13 protein-coding genes are annotated in these 16,575 nt (G+C 50.2%); 11 read left to right on the plus strand and 2 right to left on the minus strand.

All coding sequences use genetic code 11. The features are described 5' to 3' along the window. The first annotated feature begins 2 nt into the window (after window positions 1–2). The 3 genes from argH (at window position 3) to AC2T0J_RS05075 (ending at window position 3,684) form a co-directional block, all read left to right on the plus strand. Window positions 3–1,385 carry an argininosuccinate lyase gene (gene argH, locus AC2T0J_RS05065; RefSeq protein ID WP_489809074.1) on the plus strand — a complete coding sequence of 461 codons (1,383 nt, stop codon included), beginning with the start codon at window positions 3–5 and terminating at the stop codon, window positions 1,383–1,385. Window positions 1,386–1,391: 6 nt separating this feature from the next. After that, a complete protein-coding gene (argA, locus tag AC2T0J_RS05070; protein ID WP_489809075.1) occupies window positions 1,392–2,702 on the plus strand; it encodes an amino-acid N-acetyltransferase in 1,311 nt (436 codons plus the stop codon). 121 nt (window positions 2,703–2,823) lie between these two features. Beyond that, window positions 2,824–3,684 carry an alpha/beta hydrolase family protein gene (locus AC2T0J_RS05075; RefSeq protein WP_489809076.1) on the plus strand — a complete coding sequence of 287 codons (861 nt, stop codon included), beginning with the start codon at window positions 2,824–2,826 and terminating at the stop codon, window positions 3,682–3,684. Between the two features lie 313 nt (window positions 3,685–3,997). Here the strand turns inward: AC2T0J_RS05075 and AC2T0J_RS05080 are convergent, their stop codons facing one another. Then, window positions 3,998–5,689, minus strand: coding sequence for an NAD-dependent malic enzyme (locus AC2T0J_RS05080; protein ID WP_489809077.1), 1,692 nt, complete (start codon window positions 5,687–5,689; stop codon window positions 3,998–4,000). Window positions 5,690–5,732: 43 nt separating this feature from the next. After that, window positions 5,733–8,384 carry a penicillin-binding protein 1A gene (locus AC2T0J_RS05085; protein WP_489809078.1) on the minus strand — a complete coding sequence of 884 codons (2,652 nt, stop codon included), beginning with the start codon at window positions 8,382–8,384 and terminating at the stop codon, window positions 5,733–5,735. A 139-nt stretch (window positions 8,385–8,523) separates the two neighbouring features. On the opposite strand from AC2T0J_RS05085, the gene pilM reads away from it, so the two are divergent. The 8 genes from pilM to AC2T0J_RS05125 all read left to right on the plus strand — a co-directional run bounded on the left by pilM (window position 8,524) and on the right by AC2T0J_RS05125 (window position 16,464). After that, a complete protein-coding gene (pilM, locus tag AC2T0J_RS05090; protein ID WP_489809079.1) occupies window positions 8,524–9,594 on the plus strand; it encodes a type IV pilus assembly protein PilM in 1,071 nt (356 codons plus the stop codon). Continuing rightward, window positions 9,582–10,163, plus strand: a complete 582-nt coding sequence (locus tag AC2T0J_RS05095; RefSeq protein ID WP_489809080.1) for a PilN domain-containing protein — start codon at window positions 9,582–9,584, stop codon at window positions 10,161–10,163. Before pilM ends, AC2T0J_RS05095 begins: the two co-directional genes overlap by 13 nt. Next, window positions 10,160–10,768: a type IV pilus inner membrane component PilO gene (locus AC2T0J_RS05100; protein ID WP_489809081.1), complete on the plus strand. Its 609-nt coding sequence runs from the start codon at window positions 10,160–10,162 to the stop codon at window positions 10,766–10,768. Before AC2T0J_RS05095 ends, AC2T0J_RS05100 begins: the two co-directional genes overlap by 4 nt. Then, the gene (locus tag AC2T0J_RS05105; protein WP_489809082.1) at window positions 10,768–11,292 is read left to right on the plus strand and encodes a pilus assembly protein PilP; all 525 of its coding nucleotides are present in this window, start codon (window positions 10,768–10,770) and stop codon (window positions 11,290–11,292) included. The genes AC2T0J_RS05100 and AC2T0J_RS05105 overlap by 1 nt, the downstream gene beginning before the upstream one ends. A gap of 15 nt (window positions 11,293–11,307) precedes the next feature. Further along, window positions 11,308–13,083: a type IV pilus secretin PilQ gene (locus AC2T0J_RS05110; RefSeq protein ID WP_489809083.1), complete on the plus strand. Its 1,776-nt coding sequence runs from the start codon at window positions 11,308–11,310 to the stop codon at window positions 13,081–13,083. A gap of 290 nt (window positions 13,084–13,373) precedes the next feature. After that, a complete protein-coding gene (aroK, locus tag AC2T0J_RS05115; RefSeq protein ID WP_105936217.1) occupies window positions 13,374–13,889 on the plus strand; it encodes a shikimate kinase AroK in 516 nt (171 codons plus the stop codon). 20 nt (window positions 13,890–13,909) lie between these two features. After that, complete coding sequence (gene aroB, locus AC2T0J_RS05120; RefSeq protein WP_489809084.1) at window positions 13,910–14,977, plus strand: 3-dehydroquinate synthase; 1,068 nt, start codon at window positions 13,910–13,912, stop codon at window positions 14,975–14,977. A gap of 38 nt (window positions 14,978–15,015) precedes the next feature. Continuing rightward, a complete protein-coding gene (locus AC2T0J_RS05125) occupies window positions 15,016–16,464 on the plus strand; it encodes an SPOR domain-containing protein (RefSeq protein ID WP_489809085.1) in 1,449 nt (482 codons plus the stop codon). Window positions 16,465–16,575 lie beyond the last annotated feature (111 nt).

A 16,575-nucleotide genomic window follows, 5' to 3' on the forward strand; every position in this document is an offset into this window, starting at 1 on the left:
TCATGGCATTGTGGGGAGGCCGGTTCGCTGCCGGCAGCAGTAACATGTTCCGCCAGGTGAACGATTCTTTACCGTTTGACCAGGCCATGGCCGCGCAGGACATGGAAGGTTCTATCATATGGTCGCGCGCACTGGCTAAGGCCGGGGTGCTGACCAGCGAGGAACAACAACAGTTAGAATCTGCACTCAGCGAATTGAAAGCCCAGGCGGAAGCCGGCGAAATCGACTTTAATGCCAGTGGCGAAGAAGACATTCACAGCTTCGTAGAGGCAGCATTGATTGATAAACTCGGCGATGTGGGGCGTAAGCTACACACTGGCCGCAGCCGGAACGATCAGGTTGCTACGGACTTCCGTTTGTGGTGCCGAACCCACATTGAGTCATTGAAATCCGATGTGACGGCAGTGGTTCGCAGCCTGCTGCACACTGCCAGTCGTCATCAGCAAGCAATTATTCCTGGTTATACACACCTACAGCGCGCGCAACCAATTCGTTTCCCGCACTGGTGTCTGGCCTATGTAGAGATGTTTAAACGCGATTTAAGCCGATTAAACGATTTATATGCTCGCATGAACCAATGTCCGCTCGGTTCTGGCGCACTGGCGGGTACAACCTATCCGGTTGACCGTCATGAAATTGCCGATCAACTGGGCTTTAGCGGCCCGTGTCTAAATAGCCTGGATGCGGTATCAGACCGTGATTTCGTTCTGGAGCTGTTATTTACTGCGAGCACCAGCATGATGCACTTATCGCGTCTGGCCGAAGATTTGATTTTCTATAACTCTGGCGAAGCGGGTTTTCTGCAATTGGGCGACAGCGTGACCTCCGGTTCATCATTGATGCCGCAGAAGAAAAACCCCGATGCCCTGGAGTTACTGCGCGGTAAATGTGGTCGTGTGTTTGGCCATCTACAGGCACTGCTGGTTACGATGAAAGGCCTGCCGCTGGCGTATAATAAAGACATGCAGGAAGACAAAGAAGGTGCTTTCGATGCGGTTAACCAGTGGCATTGTTGCCTCTGTATCGCGTGTGAGGTGCTCGACAGTCTGGCGCTCAATGAAGAACGCTGCCGAATTGCTGCCGCCCAGGGCTATTCAAACGCCACTGAACTGGCCGATTACCTGGTGGGTAAAGGTATTCCGTTCAGAACGGCGCACGATATCTCTGGTCAGGTTGTATTACTGGCACTCGAGCAGGATGCGCCTATTGAAGATTTATCGCTGGCACAGCTGCAATCAGTGTGCAGTGATATTGATGAAGATGTTTACCCGGTTCTCCAACTGGAATATGGCGTGGATAAACGCAATATTCTAGGCGGTACCAGTGCTGAAACAGTCACCAAAGCACTGTACGAAGAACTGGAAAAACTGGATAAGTTAGGATAAGTGCAAATGGTGCTATCGCATCACGAAAGTATCGGGCTATTCAGAAGCTCGGCGCCTTACATCAATGCACACCGGGGTAAAACCTTTGTGCTGATGTTTGGCGGTGAAGCCATAGAAGACGATAACTTTCCCAATATTATTCAGGACATTGCGCTACTGAACAGTCTGGGTGTGCGCCTCGTGCTGGTGCACGGTGCTCGTCCGCAAATTGATCAACGGGTGGCCCTGCGCAAAACCGAAGCGCGCTTTAGTCACGACGTGCGCATTACCGATAAAGAAACTCTGGAGTGCGTAAAAGACGCTGCAGGCTCGGTGCGCTGTCATATTGAAGCGCTGCTCACCATGGGTTTACCTAACTCGCCTATGCACGGTGCACACATACGTGTGTGTACAGGTAATCTGGTGGTTGCCAAGCCAATGGGCGTGCTCGACGGGGTGGATTTTGAAAACACCGGTCAGGTGCGCCGCATCGACACGACCGGCATTAACGATCATCTCAATGATGGCTCTATAGTGCTACTGTCGCCAATGGGCTACTCCTCTACCGGAGAAGTGTTTAACCTGTCTCACGAAGATGTGGCAACCCAGGCCGCCATAGCGCTTAAAGCCGATAAACTGGTGGTATTTTCCAACTATTCAGGCATTTTCCGTAAAGACGGCAAGCTTATTCGTACCATCGAGCGTAATCTGCTTGAACAGTTGCATCGTGATAATGAGCTCATGACTGAAGCGACAGTGATTCGCGCACTCACGACCAGTATAGCAGCGGGTATTCCCCGCGCCCATTGCGTGAGTTATGAAACCGATGGCGCTTTACTGCAAGAGCTGTTTACCCGCGATGGTGCCGGTTCTCTGGTCATGGAAAACCATTACGAACAGCTTCGCGAAGCCACAATCGATGATGTAGGTGGTATTCTTAACCTCATCAAACCGCTGGAAGAAAGTGGCGTATTGGTGAAGCGTTCCCGGGAACGTCTGGAGAACGAAATTCATCAATTTATTGTAATTGAACGGGACGGCATGATCATCGCCTGTGCCGCGCTTTACCTTTATCCTGATGACGGCTCGGCCGAGTTGGCCTGTGTTGCAACTCACTCCGATTATCGTGGCAAAAATCGTGGCGAGCGTATTCTCGATGAAGTTCGCGAACGGGCCATTGCAGCCGGTATTCAGCGTCTCTTCGTATTAACGACTGTCACCGGTCATTGGTTCCTCGATCAAGGTTTCAAGGCGGCGGATGTGGATGCCTTACCGGCTCAGAAGAAAGAACTGTATAACTTTCAGCGTAAATCAAAAGTCTACACCCTCGACTTATAGCCCTAGCCTGCGCTGTAGCCGGACTCGCCGGTTACAGCGGCAGTATCTTGAATTCCCCCTCTTTCATATTGTTAAGAGTTCGTTATAATTGCCTCAAACTGGTTAGACCAGAAGGTCATTTATGCATTCTCCCCATGCTGTCATCATTGAGTGTACAGACGATATTGCATTATCCGGCTTACTCTACAAGCCATTGGTCGCGCCCATTGCGGCGATAATGATTGCGCCGGCAACGGGCATCAAGCAGGGTTTCTATACCCGCTTTGCCACCTTTCTGGCCGAACAGGGCATCGCCGTGCTCACATTTGATAACCGTGGCATCGGTGACTCCCCCAAAACCCGCAAGGTGATGCGCGAGACCCGCTTACAGGACTGGGGTCAGAAAGATATGCCGGCAGCACTGGCATTTTTACAGCAACGTTATCCCGACCTACCGCTGCACCTGATTGGCCACAGTGCCGGCGGCCAGTTGGTAGGACTAATGCCCAACGCCACCGAGCTTACCAGTATCATTACCTATGGCAGCTCTTCCGGCTGTTTACGTAACTTTACCGGTGCCTATAAGTACCAGGCACAGTTTTATATGAATGTGTTTATTCCGCTAACCAATGCGCTGTTTGGTCGCACTCAATCTCACTGGATGGGCATGGGCGAACCACTGCCAAAGGGAGTAGGTGCCCAGTGGCGGCGCTGGTGTAACGGTCAGGGCTACGCCAAAACTGAGTTTGGCAGTCATATTCAACAGCAGTTTTATGATCAACTCGCCCAACCGGCTTTATGGATCAGGGCCGTCGATGACCAGATAGCGCCTGAAAAAAACATGGAAGATATTCTCACTGTCTATCAAAATCTGGACATTACCCGGAAGGTTATCGATCCTGCTCAGCACAACCTCGGGCATCTTGGTCATATGCGTTTTTTCTCGAAACACGGGCTGCCGTTTTGGTCGGATATTGTGAACTGGGTCGTTAAACACTCTTAACGGTTCGTAAAAAAAAGAGGGGGCACTCCATCGCCCCCTGAGGATCAAAAGAAGGGAACAACAAGCGATTCATCCATCCGGAATCACGCCGTTGTGACACATCTGAAAAGCAATGTGCAATGCATGCCCTAGTGAAGCAAGTGCATTACACTTTAGTATAATCAAGAGCCGTGCCAAAACAAATTTATCTATACTTTACAGAAACTTAATTGATTTTGACAGGAAAGCCGGCGAACAAAAGGTGGGTAAATGTTGCAAAACGATAACAGTTTTTACCGACTGCGCTACTGCGCAGCCGGTAACCGGGCCAGAATCAGATGCTGACCCGCTTGTAGGGACGGTATTCCGCGCGCCAGTAGTTTTTCTCAATGCTGGCTAACAGATTGTCGTCAGTTTGCTCCAGTGCCAGTCCTTGCTGCATGGCCACTTTAGCTACTTCAAAGGCAATCTGGCGACTCAGCGCTGAGATCTTACGCAGTGGTGGCAACAACTCACCCTCACCGGTATTGGCCAGTGGCGAGGCATTGGCCAGTGCATTGCTGGCAGCCATCAGCATTTCATCGCTGATTAAACGGGCTTTTGAAGCAATTACGCCCAAGCCAATTCCGGGAAAAATATAGCTGTTATTACACTGGGCAACCGGGTAAACGTTCCCCTCATACTCTACCGGTTTAAACGGGCTGCCAGTGGCGATAATTACTTCGCCGTCAGTCCATTCAATAACCTGCTCCGGACGGGCTTCTACCTGACGTGACGGGTTACTCAACGGGAAAATGATAGGCAACTCGGTGTGCCGTTTCATGGCTCGCACCACATGTTCAGTAAATAACCCCGGCTGGCCGGACACGCCGATCAGTACGTCTGGCTGTGCGCAGTTGACCACATCAAGCAACACCGGGTATTCACCGCTGAACGACCAGTCAGCAATTTCCTCCTGGCTATGCTGCAATTTCTGCTGGAAGTCCCGCAGGCCTTCCTGCCCCTCCATCACCAGCCCGTAACGGTCGACCATAAATATTTGCTTACGGGCCTGTTCATCGCTGAGTCCTTCATGCACCATCTGCTGGATCAGCATTTCAGCAATACCACAGCCGGCTGAGCCCGCGCCCACAAACACTACCTTCAGCTCAGAGAGTTTTGCCTGCTTCATGCGACATGCCGCCAGAATGGTCCCCAAGGTTACTGCCGCAGTCCCCTGGATGTCATCATTAAAACAGCACACTTCATCACGATAGCGGTTTAACAACGGCATCGCGTTAGGCTGTGCGAAATCCTCAAACTGAATCATCGCTTCAGGCCAACGACGGGTCACGGCCTTAATAAATAAGTCGAGGAATTCATCGTACTCTGCCTGGCTAATACGAGGATGACGGGCGCCCATATACATTGGGTCATTCAGCAATTTTTCGTTGTTGGTTCCCACATCCAGCATCACCGGCAAGGTGTACGCAGGTGAAATGCCACCACAGGCCGTGTACAGAGAAAGCTTACCAATCGGGATACCCATTCCTCCGATCCCCTGGTCACCAAGGCCCAGAATACGTTCTCCGTCGGTTACCACAATGACCTTAACCTTGCGTTTGGTCGCATTGCGGACAATGTCATCAATCTGGTCGCGCTCTTCCCAGGAAATAAACAACCCCCGCGAGCTGCGATAAATATCTGAAAACTGCTCGCAGGCGTCGCCCACCGTGGGGGTGTAAATAATCGGCATCATTTCTTCAATGTGCGACTGGATCAGGCGGTAAAACAGGGTTTCGTTATTATCCTGAATAGCGCGTAAGTAAATATGCTTGTTCAGGGGCTCATCGAAGGAGCTATATTGTAGATAAGCCCGTTCCACCTGTTCTTCGATAGTTTCGTAACGCGGGGGTAACAGGCCGGTAAGATTAAAACGGGCCCTCTCTTTGGCATTGAACGCACTGCCTTTATTCAGTAGTGGGGTTTCCAGCAAAGACGGGCCGGCATGCGGTATATATAAATATCGCTTATCGTCATCAGACATTATTAGTAACCAGTTCTTTATGTTGTTGTTTTGACTATAGACGTTAGAAGATTTCCTCTACGTCAGGCGTTGAGTCTTCCTGCTCAGCCGGATCCATGACTTCGTCATCTAAGACGTACACGGTCGGCTCAGTGCCCCTCAGGAAATACTCGAATAGTGTGGTATGGTCTGTGCGCCGGGTCAACTTCCCACTGGTACGATCAATCCTTACCCGCACAATATCATCTGGTACTGACATAGCTTCTTCCGGCTCGTCCTCGAGCGCTACCTGCATAAAACGTATCCACGCAGGCTGAGCCGCCATGGCGCCACTCTCAGTACCCACCATGGCATTACCCATCCAGCCAAACCGATCCGGATCGCGTTTGGCCAGTGGATTATTGTAAGCCGCGCGACCCAGTTGCCTTGTCATATCATCAAAACCTACCCAGGCAGTAGCCACCAGGTTGCGGCTAAAACCACTAAACCAGGCATCCCGCGAGTCGTTGGTGGTACCGGTTTTACCGGCCAGATCGGTGCGCTGCAGAATGTTTCTCGCCCGCCAGCCAGTGCCCTGCCAATAGGTCTTTTTATTCCAGCTACCATTGGCTCTCACTGCGGTACGCATCATATCGGCAACTAAAAAGGCATTTTGTGGCGAAATCACCCGGGGTGCAGCCAACACTTCTTCGCTATCGGTTTGGGCCGGTAACGACTGGTTTAACTCTGCGGCCAGCAGCGCCTCGATATCAGCTTCTTCGCTGACCGGTTGTTCCTGTGTACCGTTGTTATCACCACAATTATTGCAGGCAACAACCGGGTTGGTTTGCCACAGCACTTCACCCGTCTCATTCAGCACACGGTCGATAAAATAAGGTTCAACCAGAAAGCCGCCGTTAGCAATGGTGGCCATGCCTCGCACTATTTCAAGCGGCGTATGGGAACTCGACCCCAGAGACACGGTTTCATCGCGGTGAATATCGGCCCTATTGAGACCAAAACGGGTCAGGTGTTCAATGGTGTTATCCAGCCCCACACCTCGCAGTAAGCGCACAGATACTACGTTTTTCGATTTACCCAGTGCCACCCGCATACGGATAGGACCGTCATATTCAGCCGGAGAGTTTTGCGGACGCCAGGCCACGCCAGTGGCTTCATCCCATTCGTTGATGGGCGCATCGTTAATAATGCTGGCCACAGTGTAACCGTTGTCCAGCGCCGCGGAATAAATGAAAGGCTTGATGTTAGAGCCCACCTGACGCTTAGCCTGCGTAGCCCGGTTAAACTGACTCTGGTAGAAGCTGTAGCCACCCACAATCGCCTGCACCGCGCCGTCATGGGGATCTAACGCTACAAAGGCGCCACTGACCTGTGGCAACTGTGCGAGGCGCCACTGCCCCTCTTGTTCCCTGATGTACACAATGTCGCCAGCACTGACAATATCAGCAGCCTGGGAAGGAGGCTGCCCTTGTCGGCTATCGCTTAAAAACGGCCGGGCCCAGTCCATGCCCTGCCATTCAATAACCCGTTCGATTCCGGTTACGTCACGGGTGGTAAAGGATTGTTCATCAACACCAATGACAGCCACCGGAAACACAAAGCCGAAGGCACCGGCATTATCCAGTTGGCTGATAAGGGCCTCTTCCGTTACTTCACAGGGCCAGTTCGGATAAAGCGGCTCGCTCTCACATTCCGTCGGTGTTTCTTCGGTATTCTGCTCTGCCTTACTCTGTTCTTGTGGCCACAAGCGTGCCACGGCACCGCGATAGCCGTGGCGCTCATCGTAATCGTGTAGATTCTGCTTCACGGCCTGTTGCGCAGCTTTCTGTAATTCAGACGAAACCGTCGCGTACACCTGATAACCGCCGGTTTCCGCTTCTTCTTTGCCGTACACGGTGACCATTTCTGAGTAAATCAAATCAGCCAGATAAGGGGCATCCAGTTCGATTTCAGCACCGTGCTTTTCAGCTGTCACCGGAGCGCTGGCCGCTTCGTCAAATTGCTGTCGGGTGATGTACCCTTCATCGAGCATCCGCAATAACACGATTCGACGACGTTCCACAGAACGTTGTGGGCGGCTTACCGGGTTTAATACCGAGGGCGCCTGGGGCAGTCCGGCCAGGGTAGCAATCTGCGCCAGTGTCAGCTCGTCGAGTCGTTTACCGTAATACACCTGAGCAGCAGCCCCAAAACCAAAAGACCGATGACCCAACTCAACCTTGTTTAAATACAGTTCAAAAATTTCATCTTTGCTGAGTTCTGCTTCCATATGCAGGGCTATAAAGACTTCTTTAATTTTCCGTATATAGGTTTTCTCCCGGGTTAAAAAGAATCCCCGGGCCAGTTGTTGTGTCAGAGTACTCGCCCCCTGACTTTTCTCACCGGTCAATGCCAGGTTAATGAAAGCCCGTGTGATGCCGATAGGATCAATACCAAAGTGTTCGTAAAAACGATTGTCCTCAGTGGCCAGAATGGCTTTTTGTAGCAGATCCGGGGCCTGTTCAAGGGTAACCGGAATGCGCCGTTTAACACCGTACTGGGAGATGAGTTTGCCGTCATGGGTATAGATACGCATAGGCGTCTGCAGTCGCACATCTTTGAGGATTGCAACGCTGGGCAGGTCCGGCTTGATATAAAAATAAATACCCGTGAGTGCAATACCGCCGAGCAGTGCACCGACAAATCCGAGCAATAAGAAGGTTTTGATATACTTCACAATAAGAATAAACAGGGCTTTTTTGCCAAAATGACTTATATTTTATACCTAAGTGTATTTATTAGAACCATTAAATAGAAAAATTTTAAGTAACATCTTATGTTAGAAATTGATCGCAAGTAAATGAGATTCAGTTGACATGCTAAAATCGCTGTTCAAGAAAAAGCAACCTCCCATTGTCGGACTCGACATTGGCACCCGTTGCATCAAGGCAGTTTTGCTGGAAGGCGTCGAAGGCGACTACACGCTGACCGCGTATGCCTGTGAGCCGATTATTAAAGATGCATTCAGAGAACGAGAAATCACCGACTTCGACGCTGTAAGTGTAGCGCTGCGTAAAGTGCGACTGGCACTTAAGAATAAAATTAAGCCGGCAGCCATTGCCGTAGCTGGTACTTCAGTGATCAGTAAAATTGTTCATATGGAACCCGATCAGACCGATTACGAACTGGAAGGCCAGATAGAAGTCGAGGCCGACAGCCTGATCCCCTACCCGCTGGAAGAAGTTTATCTGGACTTCGAAGAAGTGGGTATGAGTGAAACCCATTCTGGCAAAGTGAACGTGCTGCTCACCGCTGCCCACCGTGATGTAGTGGATAACCGTTCCACGCTGGTACGTGAGCAAAGCTTTGAGCCCAAGGTGGTGGACGTGGAAACTTACGCTATAGGCAATGCTGTTGACTACTTTTATCCCCATGGCGAAGCAGCCCAACGCATATGCTGCATCAATATTGGTGCATCGCTGCTACAGATATGCGTTTGGAAGGATGGCAGCACTGTGTACACCAAAGAGCACACCTTCGGCGTTGATGCGCTGGTCCAGGATTTGTCTTTGGTGCACATGCTTGACCGTAAAGACACCGAAGAGCAGTTAATCAATAACACGCTGCCAAGCAACTGGATTAGCGACACCCTGCCTATTTTTGCTGCAAATCTACAGCAGCAGATTAATCGTGCCTTACAAATGTACATGAGCACTATGCAGGCTAATCGACCGGAAAAAATCGTCTTGATGGGCGCTGGTGCAGTCATACCTGCACTGGTAGATACCTTACAGCAGGATCTCGGCATTGAGGTGGAAGTATTCAATCCATTTGCCAATATCAAAATCAGCGACAAACTAAACACTGATCAGGTCGAGCAGGTTGCGCCATTACTGGTGATTGCTGCAGGTCTGGCCAGCCGGGGGATGTCAAGATGGCACATGTAAACCTACTGCCCTGGCGGGAACAGCGCCGCCAGCAGCAGAAACAACAGTACATTGTTGTGCTGGCGTTTGTGGCCATTATGACGGGTTTAATTTTCTGGTTAATTGGCCAGCTCATCGATACTCAGATCAGCAATCAAAACTCGCGTAACCAGTATCTGCAAACCCAAATTACCGCACTGGAAAGTCAGATTGCGGAAATTAAGCGTATTAAAGAAAGTAAGTCGGCCATTGAACAACGCATGGCCCTGATTGAACAACTGCAAAGCAGCCGTAATCTGGCTCCTCAGGTACTCGATGAGCTGGCACGAATAGTACCGCAGGGGGTTAGCTTTAAATCTCTCCAGCGCACGGGCTCCAGTATTCAGGTACGAGGCACCAGCGAGTCTAACAACCGCCTGGCTGAATTTATGCGCCAACTGGAAACATCAAAAGTGTTCACCTCCGGCGAGCTGTCATCTATCGTGGCAGACACCAGCGCCACCGACGCGGTTAGCGAGTTTACCCTGACCTTTTCGATAACCGAACAGGTTGCTATGGAGAAAGAACAACAGGACAGAGGTGGCAAATGAAGAAGTTTGACTTTGCCAAATTAAAAGAGATTAACGACCTCGATTTTGAACAAATAGCCATTTGGCCGTTTGAAGTAAAAACTGTTGTTGCCTTGTTTATTGTGATTGTGGTGTCCGGCATCAGCTATTTCGGCATTATTAGCCCCAAACTCCCTTTGCTGGACCAGGCTGAAGCTAAAGAAGCCGAGTTAAAAATGCAGTTCCAGGCAAAATACCGTCTTGCCGCCAACCTTTCGGCATACAAGCAACAGCTGGCACAAATCGAAGACGATTTTTCCTCGATGTTAAAGTCGCTGCCAACACAAAACGAAACGCCAGGGCTGCTGGATGACATCACCTATGTAGGGACCAGCGCGGGCCTTACTTTCCGATTGTTAAACTGGGAAAAAGAAATTCCTAAAGAGTTTTACACTGAGTTACCGATTCGCATCGAGGTATCCGGTGGCTATCACAATTTTGGTGAATTCGTGTCTAAAGTGGCCGAGTTGCCGCGAATAGTGACCATGCACGACTTTGAAGTGCACACTGATCAGGGCGGTTTACGCCTAAGTCTGCTGGCCAAAACTTACCGCGCCGCCAACACAGAGAACAAGGAGAGTAAATAATGTCGCAATTTACTCGCCTCCTGGGGATCGCAGTGGTAGCCTTGACCGCAACTGGTTGTGCGCCGCATATTGACGATCTGGTGGCTTACACTAACGAAGTCAGACAAAACACCAAGCCCAGCATAGAACCTTACCCTGAATTTGAGCAGAAACCGGTGTTCGTCTACGAGGCACAGGAGTTTCGCAGTCCGTTTATCCGTCCGAAAGCCAGCCGGGCGCCTGTGGTTGCAGAGGTGAAAGCGAATTGTACGCAGCCAGATTCCAACCGTACCCGTGAGCCTCTGGAAGCCTACGGTATTGATGCGCTGTCACTCACCGGTAGCTTCCGTTCTAACGGTGACACCTGGGTGTTGTTCAAAACCAATGATGGCGGGCTTTACCAGGCTAAAAAAGGCAGCCGACTGGGTTTGTTCTTCGGACAGATCATCAGCATTGGCAACGACAAAGTGATTATTGAAGAGCTTGTTCCTGACGGCACTGGCTGCTGGCAGAAGAAAGAAACTACGCTAACGATGAAGTCGTGAGCAGGAGATTATTAGATGTCTAAGCGATATATCTTTAACGAAAGACTAAACCGGCAAACCAAACGCCGCTACTGGGTAGCCGGCGCCGTAGTCACATTTTTACTGTTCAATGTAGTTGCCGCAGAGCTTAGAGCTCAGGAATCTCCACAATTAATTAATCCGAATGCTGAGGCGGAAAAGGTTTTTAAATCGATCCTGAAAGACATTGACTTTACCCGTGGCGCTAATGGTCTGGCTGTCACCACACTGACCATGAATAGCCGTGACGTGCAACCACAGCTGATTGAGGCTAACGGTAAGTTAGTACTTACATTACCTGCAACTAAGCTCGCCGAAGATCAATTAATTGAACTGGACGTTACAGCTTTTGGTACGCAGGTAACGACCATTGAGACCTTTCAGGAGAAAGACGCCTCACGCATAGAGTTTAATTACGCTGGTAACGTAATGACCACTACTGAACAGGACGGAAAAACTCTGACAGTCACTATTAGCCCCATGAGTCCGGAGCAAATGGCCAAGCTGGAAAAAAGCCAGTATGAAGGTGAGCCTATCTCTCTCGACTTCCAGGATGTGCCGGTCCGTCAGGTATTGCAAATCATAGCCAAAGTGAACGGATTTAATCTGGTCACCACCGACACCGTTACCGGTAATGTGTCGATTAGCCTTACCGGTGTGCCCTGGGATCAGGCACTCGATATGATTTTAAAAATTAAAGGGTTAGATAAACGTCAGGAAGGCAACATTTTACTGATCGCCCCCAGCGAAGAGCTTTCTCAGCGTGAGACCCAGAAACTGCAGTCTGACCAGCAGGTTGCTCAACTGGCACCGTTAGCGTCAGCCAGCATTACGGTTAATTACGCAAAAGCCGCCGAATTATCGCAGATTCTGAAAGCCGAAGAAGGGGCTGGTGGTATTCTGACTGAACGTGGCACCGTTACGGTAGACAACCGTACCAATACGATTCTGGTTCGTGACACCCAGGCATCTATAGACGAAGCCCGCCAGGTCATTGAGTCACTGGATATTCCGGTCAAACAGGTGTTAATCGAATCCCGCATGGTCACCGTACGCGATAACGTTGATGAACAGTTGGGCGTACGCTGGGGTTTCTCTGATCGTCAGGACGACAACGGCGTGTCAGGTTCACTCTCTGGTGCTGAAGCCATTGCCGGCGGCAACGTACCGGCTCTAGGTGATCGCCTTAACGTTAACCTGCCGGTCGCCAGTGCCGCAGGCAGTATCGGCTTTCAGATTGCTAGTCTGGCCGACGGCACCATATTAGACCTCGAATTATCGGCGCTGGAGTCAGAGAATAAAGGTGAAATTATTGCCAGCCCGCGTATCACCGTGGCTAATCAGCAGGAAGCTTATATTGAACAAGGTACGGAAATACCTTATTCACAGGCCACTTCCAGTGGTGCCACCTCGGTAGAGTTCAAAAAGGCCGTGTTGAGCCTCAAGGTAACGCCGCATATTACCCCGGATAACCGTATTATTATGGATCTGATTGTGACCCAGGATACCCGTGGTGAAACCGTCAAAACTGCTACTGGTGATGCCGTAGCCATCGATACCCAGGAAATTAAAACCCAGGTACTGGTAGAAAATGGTGAAACCATTGTACTGGGCGGAATCTTTCAACAGGTTAACAGCAATGATGTGAGTAAAGTGCCGTTGTTCGGCGATCTGCCGGTAGTTGGCGCATTATTTCGCAATAGCTCAACGGTATACCAAAAACGAGAGCTGCTGATTTTTGTAACGCCTAAAATTGTTACCGAAGCACTGTAATTTTTTATGCCTCAGGCGGAAAATCGCTGTCTGAGGCAATAATTTGCGTCTTTTCTCCCCCAGATCCGGTTCTTAATCCTCTGGCTAAGCTTCATTTTTGACGCTTTTGCCCTAATCCCTGCAACAAAACTTGCATAGCGGTCTGAGAAACTGAGATAATCCCGCTCTCGAAATTTTTACGAGGTTTTGTGTATGTGCTTATTAGCGACAAAATAAGCACGTGTGAACGGGTGGTTGAGGAAAACAGAACATTCTGCCCTTAACATAGATAAGTTGTGAAATAAGCAAATATGGCTGAAAAACGTAATATCTTTTTGGTTGGTCCAATGGGAGCAGGTAAAAGTACCATTGGTCGTCACTTAGCAGATGAGTTACACCTCGAGTTCTTCGATTCCGATCAGGAGATTGAACGTCGATCTGGCGCAGACATTACCTGGATCTTTGATCTCGAAGGTGAAGATGGTTTCCGCAAACGCGAAGAAAATGTCATTAATGATTTAACTGACAAACAAGGTATTGTGCTGGCCACTGGCGGCGGTTCTATTATGACCAAAGCAGTGCGTAATCGCCTGTCAGCGCGTGGTATTGTAGTGTATCTGCAAACCACCATCGACAAGCAGGTTGCCCGTACCCAGCGCGACAAGCGTCGCCCCTTGTTACAAAAGGATGATCCGGAAAAGGTATTAAGAGAACTCGCTGAACTGCGTAACCCGCTGTACGAAGAAGTGGCCGATTACGTGGTAGAAACCGACGATCAGTCAGCGCGAGCCGTTGCTAACCAAATTATAAGCAAGATTGGGTTATAACATTTAAAGGAGCTACAGGCGTGTCAACCTTAACCGTAGAACTTGACGAGCGTAGCTACCCTATTCAGATTGAAGCCGGACTGTTATCACAGCCCGGCTTTTTTACGCCCTACATCAAAGGGCAACGTGCTGTTATCGTCACCAACGAAACAGTGGCCCCTCTTTATCTGGAACGGGTACTGGCGGCTTGCGGAGAAAAGCAAACCGATGTCATCACTTTACCGGATGGCGAACAATATAAAACGCTTGAGCAATTTGAAGTGATAATGACCCGACTGCTGGAAATGAACGCAGCCCGGGATGTCACTCTGATCGCACTGGGAGGCGGTGTCATCGGCGACTTATGCGGCTTTGTCGCCGCCACCTATCAACGCGGCGTCCCTTTTATTCAGGTACCTACCACGTTGTTGTCACAGGTAGACTCGTCCGTCGGCGGCAAAACCGCGGTGAATCATCCCCTCGGCAAAAATATGATTGGGGCTTTTTATCAGCCTATTCTGGTGGCCATTGATATCACTACGCTTAACACCTTGCCAGAGCGTGAATTTGCCGCCGGTATGGCGGAAGTCATCAAGTACGGCATTATTTATGACGCAGCGTTTTTTGACTGGTTAGAAGCCAATCAGGCAGGGCTACAATCGCTCAACGCCGAAGCCCTTAGCAAGGCTATTTTCCGTTGCTGTCAAATCAAAGCAGAAATTGTTGCTCAGGATGAACGTGAAGGCGGCATTCGCGCGCTGCTTAATCTTGGACATACTTTCGGCCATGCTATCGAAGCCGAACAGGGTTATGGTAACTGGCTTCATGGTGAAGCGGTAGCGGCTGGTATTATCCTTGCTTGTAAAACAGCAGAACACCTTGATTGGTTAACACCGTCAGAAACCCGTCGTATTGAAGTGCTCCAGCAGCAATTTAAACTGCCGGTTGCCGGCCCTGACAGTATGTCTGTGGCTGACTACATGCGCCATATGGCACGCGACAAGAAAGTCGAGGCAGGCCAGATCCGCTTTGTTATCCCCCAGGGAATTGGCAAAGCGGTGGTAACCAAAGACGTTACCCAGCCTATTCTGGACGCGGTATTAAGTTAATCGGGTAATATCACTGGCCGTTTAATAAGGAAACTACCGTGGCATCTGAGCTGCACAGCAGGCTTGAATATTTAGTCAACTACTCGTCTCAGCTGATTTTTGTCAGCGGAGACAGTATTGCTGAGCAGCAGCGTACACTGGAATCCTTTGTCTTTCAGCAGTCCGACAATACCGAACTGGCTTTTATTACTGCCGAGCCAGATCTGCAGGTCACTGATTACCGCGGCACCCTCTGCAAACAACTCCTTGGTCAGGTGGTAGGCAGCTATATCCGGCCGTTGAACGAATTACTTGCCGGTCTAAATCATCACGATGGACCGGTATTAATCACAATCAGTCAGGCGCAACATTTACCCAACAGCTTTCTGCAGGAACTGTGGGACCTGGTTTTACAAAGCCGCTTTGCCAACAATAAACAGCATCTCAACGTACTGTTATTTGGCGAAAGCGACTGGGCTGAGCAGGCTAAAGAGTGGCTACCGGCTAAGAATACTAACACGCCCCTGTTAATCAGCAGTCAGTCGGTATCTACCCAGCAATACAGTAGTGATGTCGATAAATTACTGGCTGAGCGCCGGGCAGCATTTGAGCGTTACCGTCAGGAACGAGGCGAAGCGGGTGCGCCCCCGCTAACTGATAACCGTTTACGCTCCCCCTGGCTATGGATCGGCATCACCCTGGTGTTTTTGTCTAGCTTTGCAGCCATTATGGGCTGGCAGTACGGCACTACCATGACCACCTTGTTCGATCCGCTTCAAAGCAGTAAGCCTGACTTAGCGGAAAACAGTGCGGCTGAGTCCGAGGCCATTATAAAACCTACGCGCACACTCAGTATAGTCAAGCAGGACACGACTGAAGTGGCCGCCACTGACCAGCAAGCATCAGTCGAGTCCGCGTCCTCTGCAGCAGCTCAGCCAAGAGTAATGGCCAGTTTTAACGATGCCATTAAAGCGATTCCGGTTACACCTGTCAGTGATGTGGTCATCAAAGATACGACAGCCGATTCTGGGCAACCCGGTGAATCTGTACCACAGCAACCTCAGGCAGTCGCCGCAACGGCTCAACAAGTGAGCCAGCCACAGGCAATATTGTCAGTAGCAGAGGCACTCCCTGAGCCTGAAAGCGAGCCTAAGGCAAGCGAACAAACACCCGTTGCATCGAGTTCATTGAATACCCTCGAAGGTCTACTGGCCAATGCGCAACTGGCAAGTAGTCCGGCCGGCCAATACTGGGTTCAGATTGCGGGTATGCAGGATCCGCAATTAGCCCTGGATTTCCTGAATGATCATCAGCTTACCACCCGGGTTACGCTGTATAAGACTTATCGTTACGGTGGTGACTGGTATGTTATTTTGTGGTCAACCCCTGCACCAACTCTGGCCGTCGCTCAACAGCAGTTGCAAGCGTTACCCGAGTTTCCCGGCAGCAACAAAGCGTTTGTTAAAGCCGGCAGCCAGATAAAAGCTGAAATCGCCAGTCTGCAATAACCAGACAAACGCTATTAATTATCGATTTCTGGCTATTGTCGGTTGTCGAGATCAACGCTGACAGATACAATCAATGATTCGTTAAAGTTGAATGCCACCCAAGGGTAACCT

This window comes from Alteromonas sp. ISO5 (assembly GCF_058105165.1).

What these genes read in the sequence shown, in the direction of transcription:
- argH (WP_489809074.1), top strand. Translation starts at nt 3, where the DNA reads ATGGCATTGTGGGGAGGCCGGTTCGCTGCCGGCAGCAGTAACATGTTC.
- argA (WP_489809075.1), top strand. Translation starts at nt 1,392, where the DNA reads ATGGTGCTATCGCATCACGAAAGTATCGGGCTATTCAGAAGCTCGGCG.
- AC2T0J_RS05075 (WP_489809076.1), top strand. Translation starts at nt 2,824, where the DNA reads ATGCATTCTCCCCATGCTGTCATCATTGAGTGTACAGACGATATTGCA.
- AC2T0J_RS05080 (WP_489809077.1), bottom strand. Translation starts at nt 5,689, where the DNA reads ATGTCTGATGACGATAAGCGATATTTATATATACCGCATGCCGGCCCG.
- pilM (WP_489809079.1), top strand. Translation starts at nt 8,524, where the DNA reads ATGCTAAAATCGCTGTTCAAGAAAAAGCAACCTCCCATTGTCGGACTC.
- AC2T0J_RS05095 (WP_489809080.1), top strand. Translation starts at nt 9,582, where the DNA reads ATGGCACATGTAAACCTACTGCCCTGGCGGGAACAGCGCCGCCAGCAG.
- AC2T0J_RS05100 (WP_489809081.1), top strand. Translation starts at nt 10,160, where the DNA reads ATGAAGAAGTTTGACTTTGCCAAATTAAAAGAGATTAACGACCTCGAT.
- AC2T0J_RS05105 (WP_489809082.1), top strand. Translation starts at nt 10,768, where the DNA reads ATGTCGCAATTTACTCGCCTCCTGGGGATCGCAGTGGTAGCCTTGACC.
- AC2T0J_RS05110 (WP_489809083.1), top strand. Translation starts at nt 11,308, where the DNA reads ATGTCTAAGCGATATATCTTTAACGAAAGACTAAACCGGCAAACCAAA.
- aroK (WP_105936217.1), top strand. Translation starts at nt 13,374, where the DNA reads ATGGCTGAAAAACGTAATATCTTTTTGGTTGGTCCAATGGGAGCAGGT.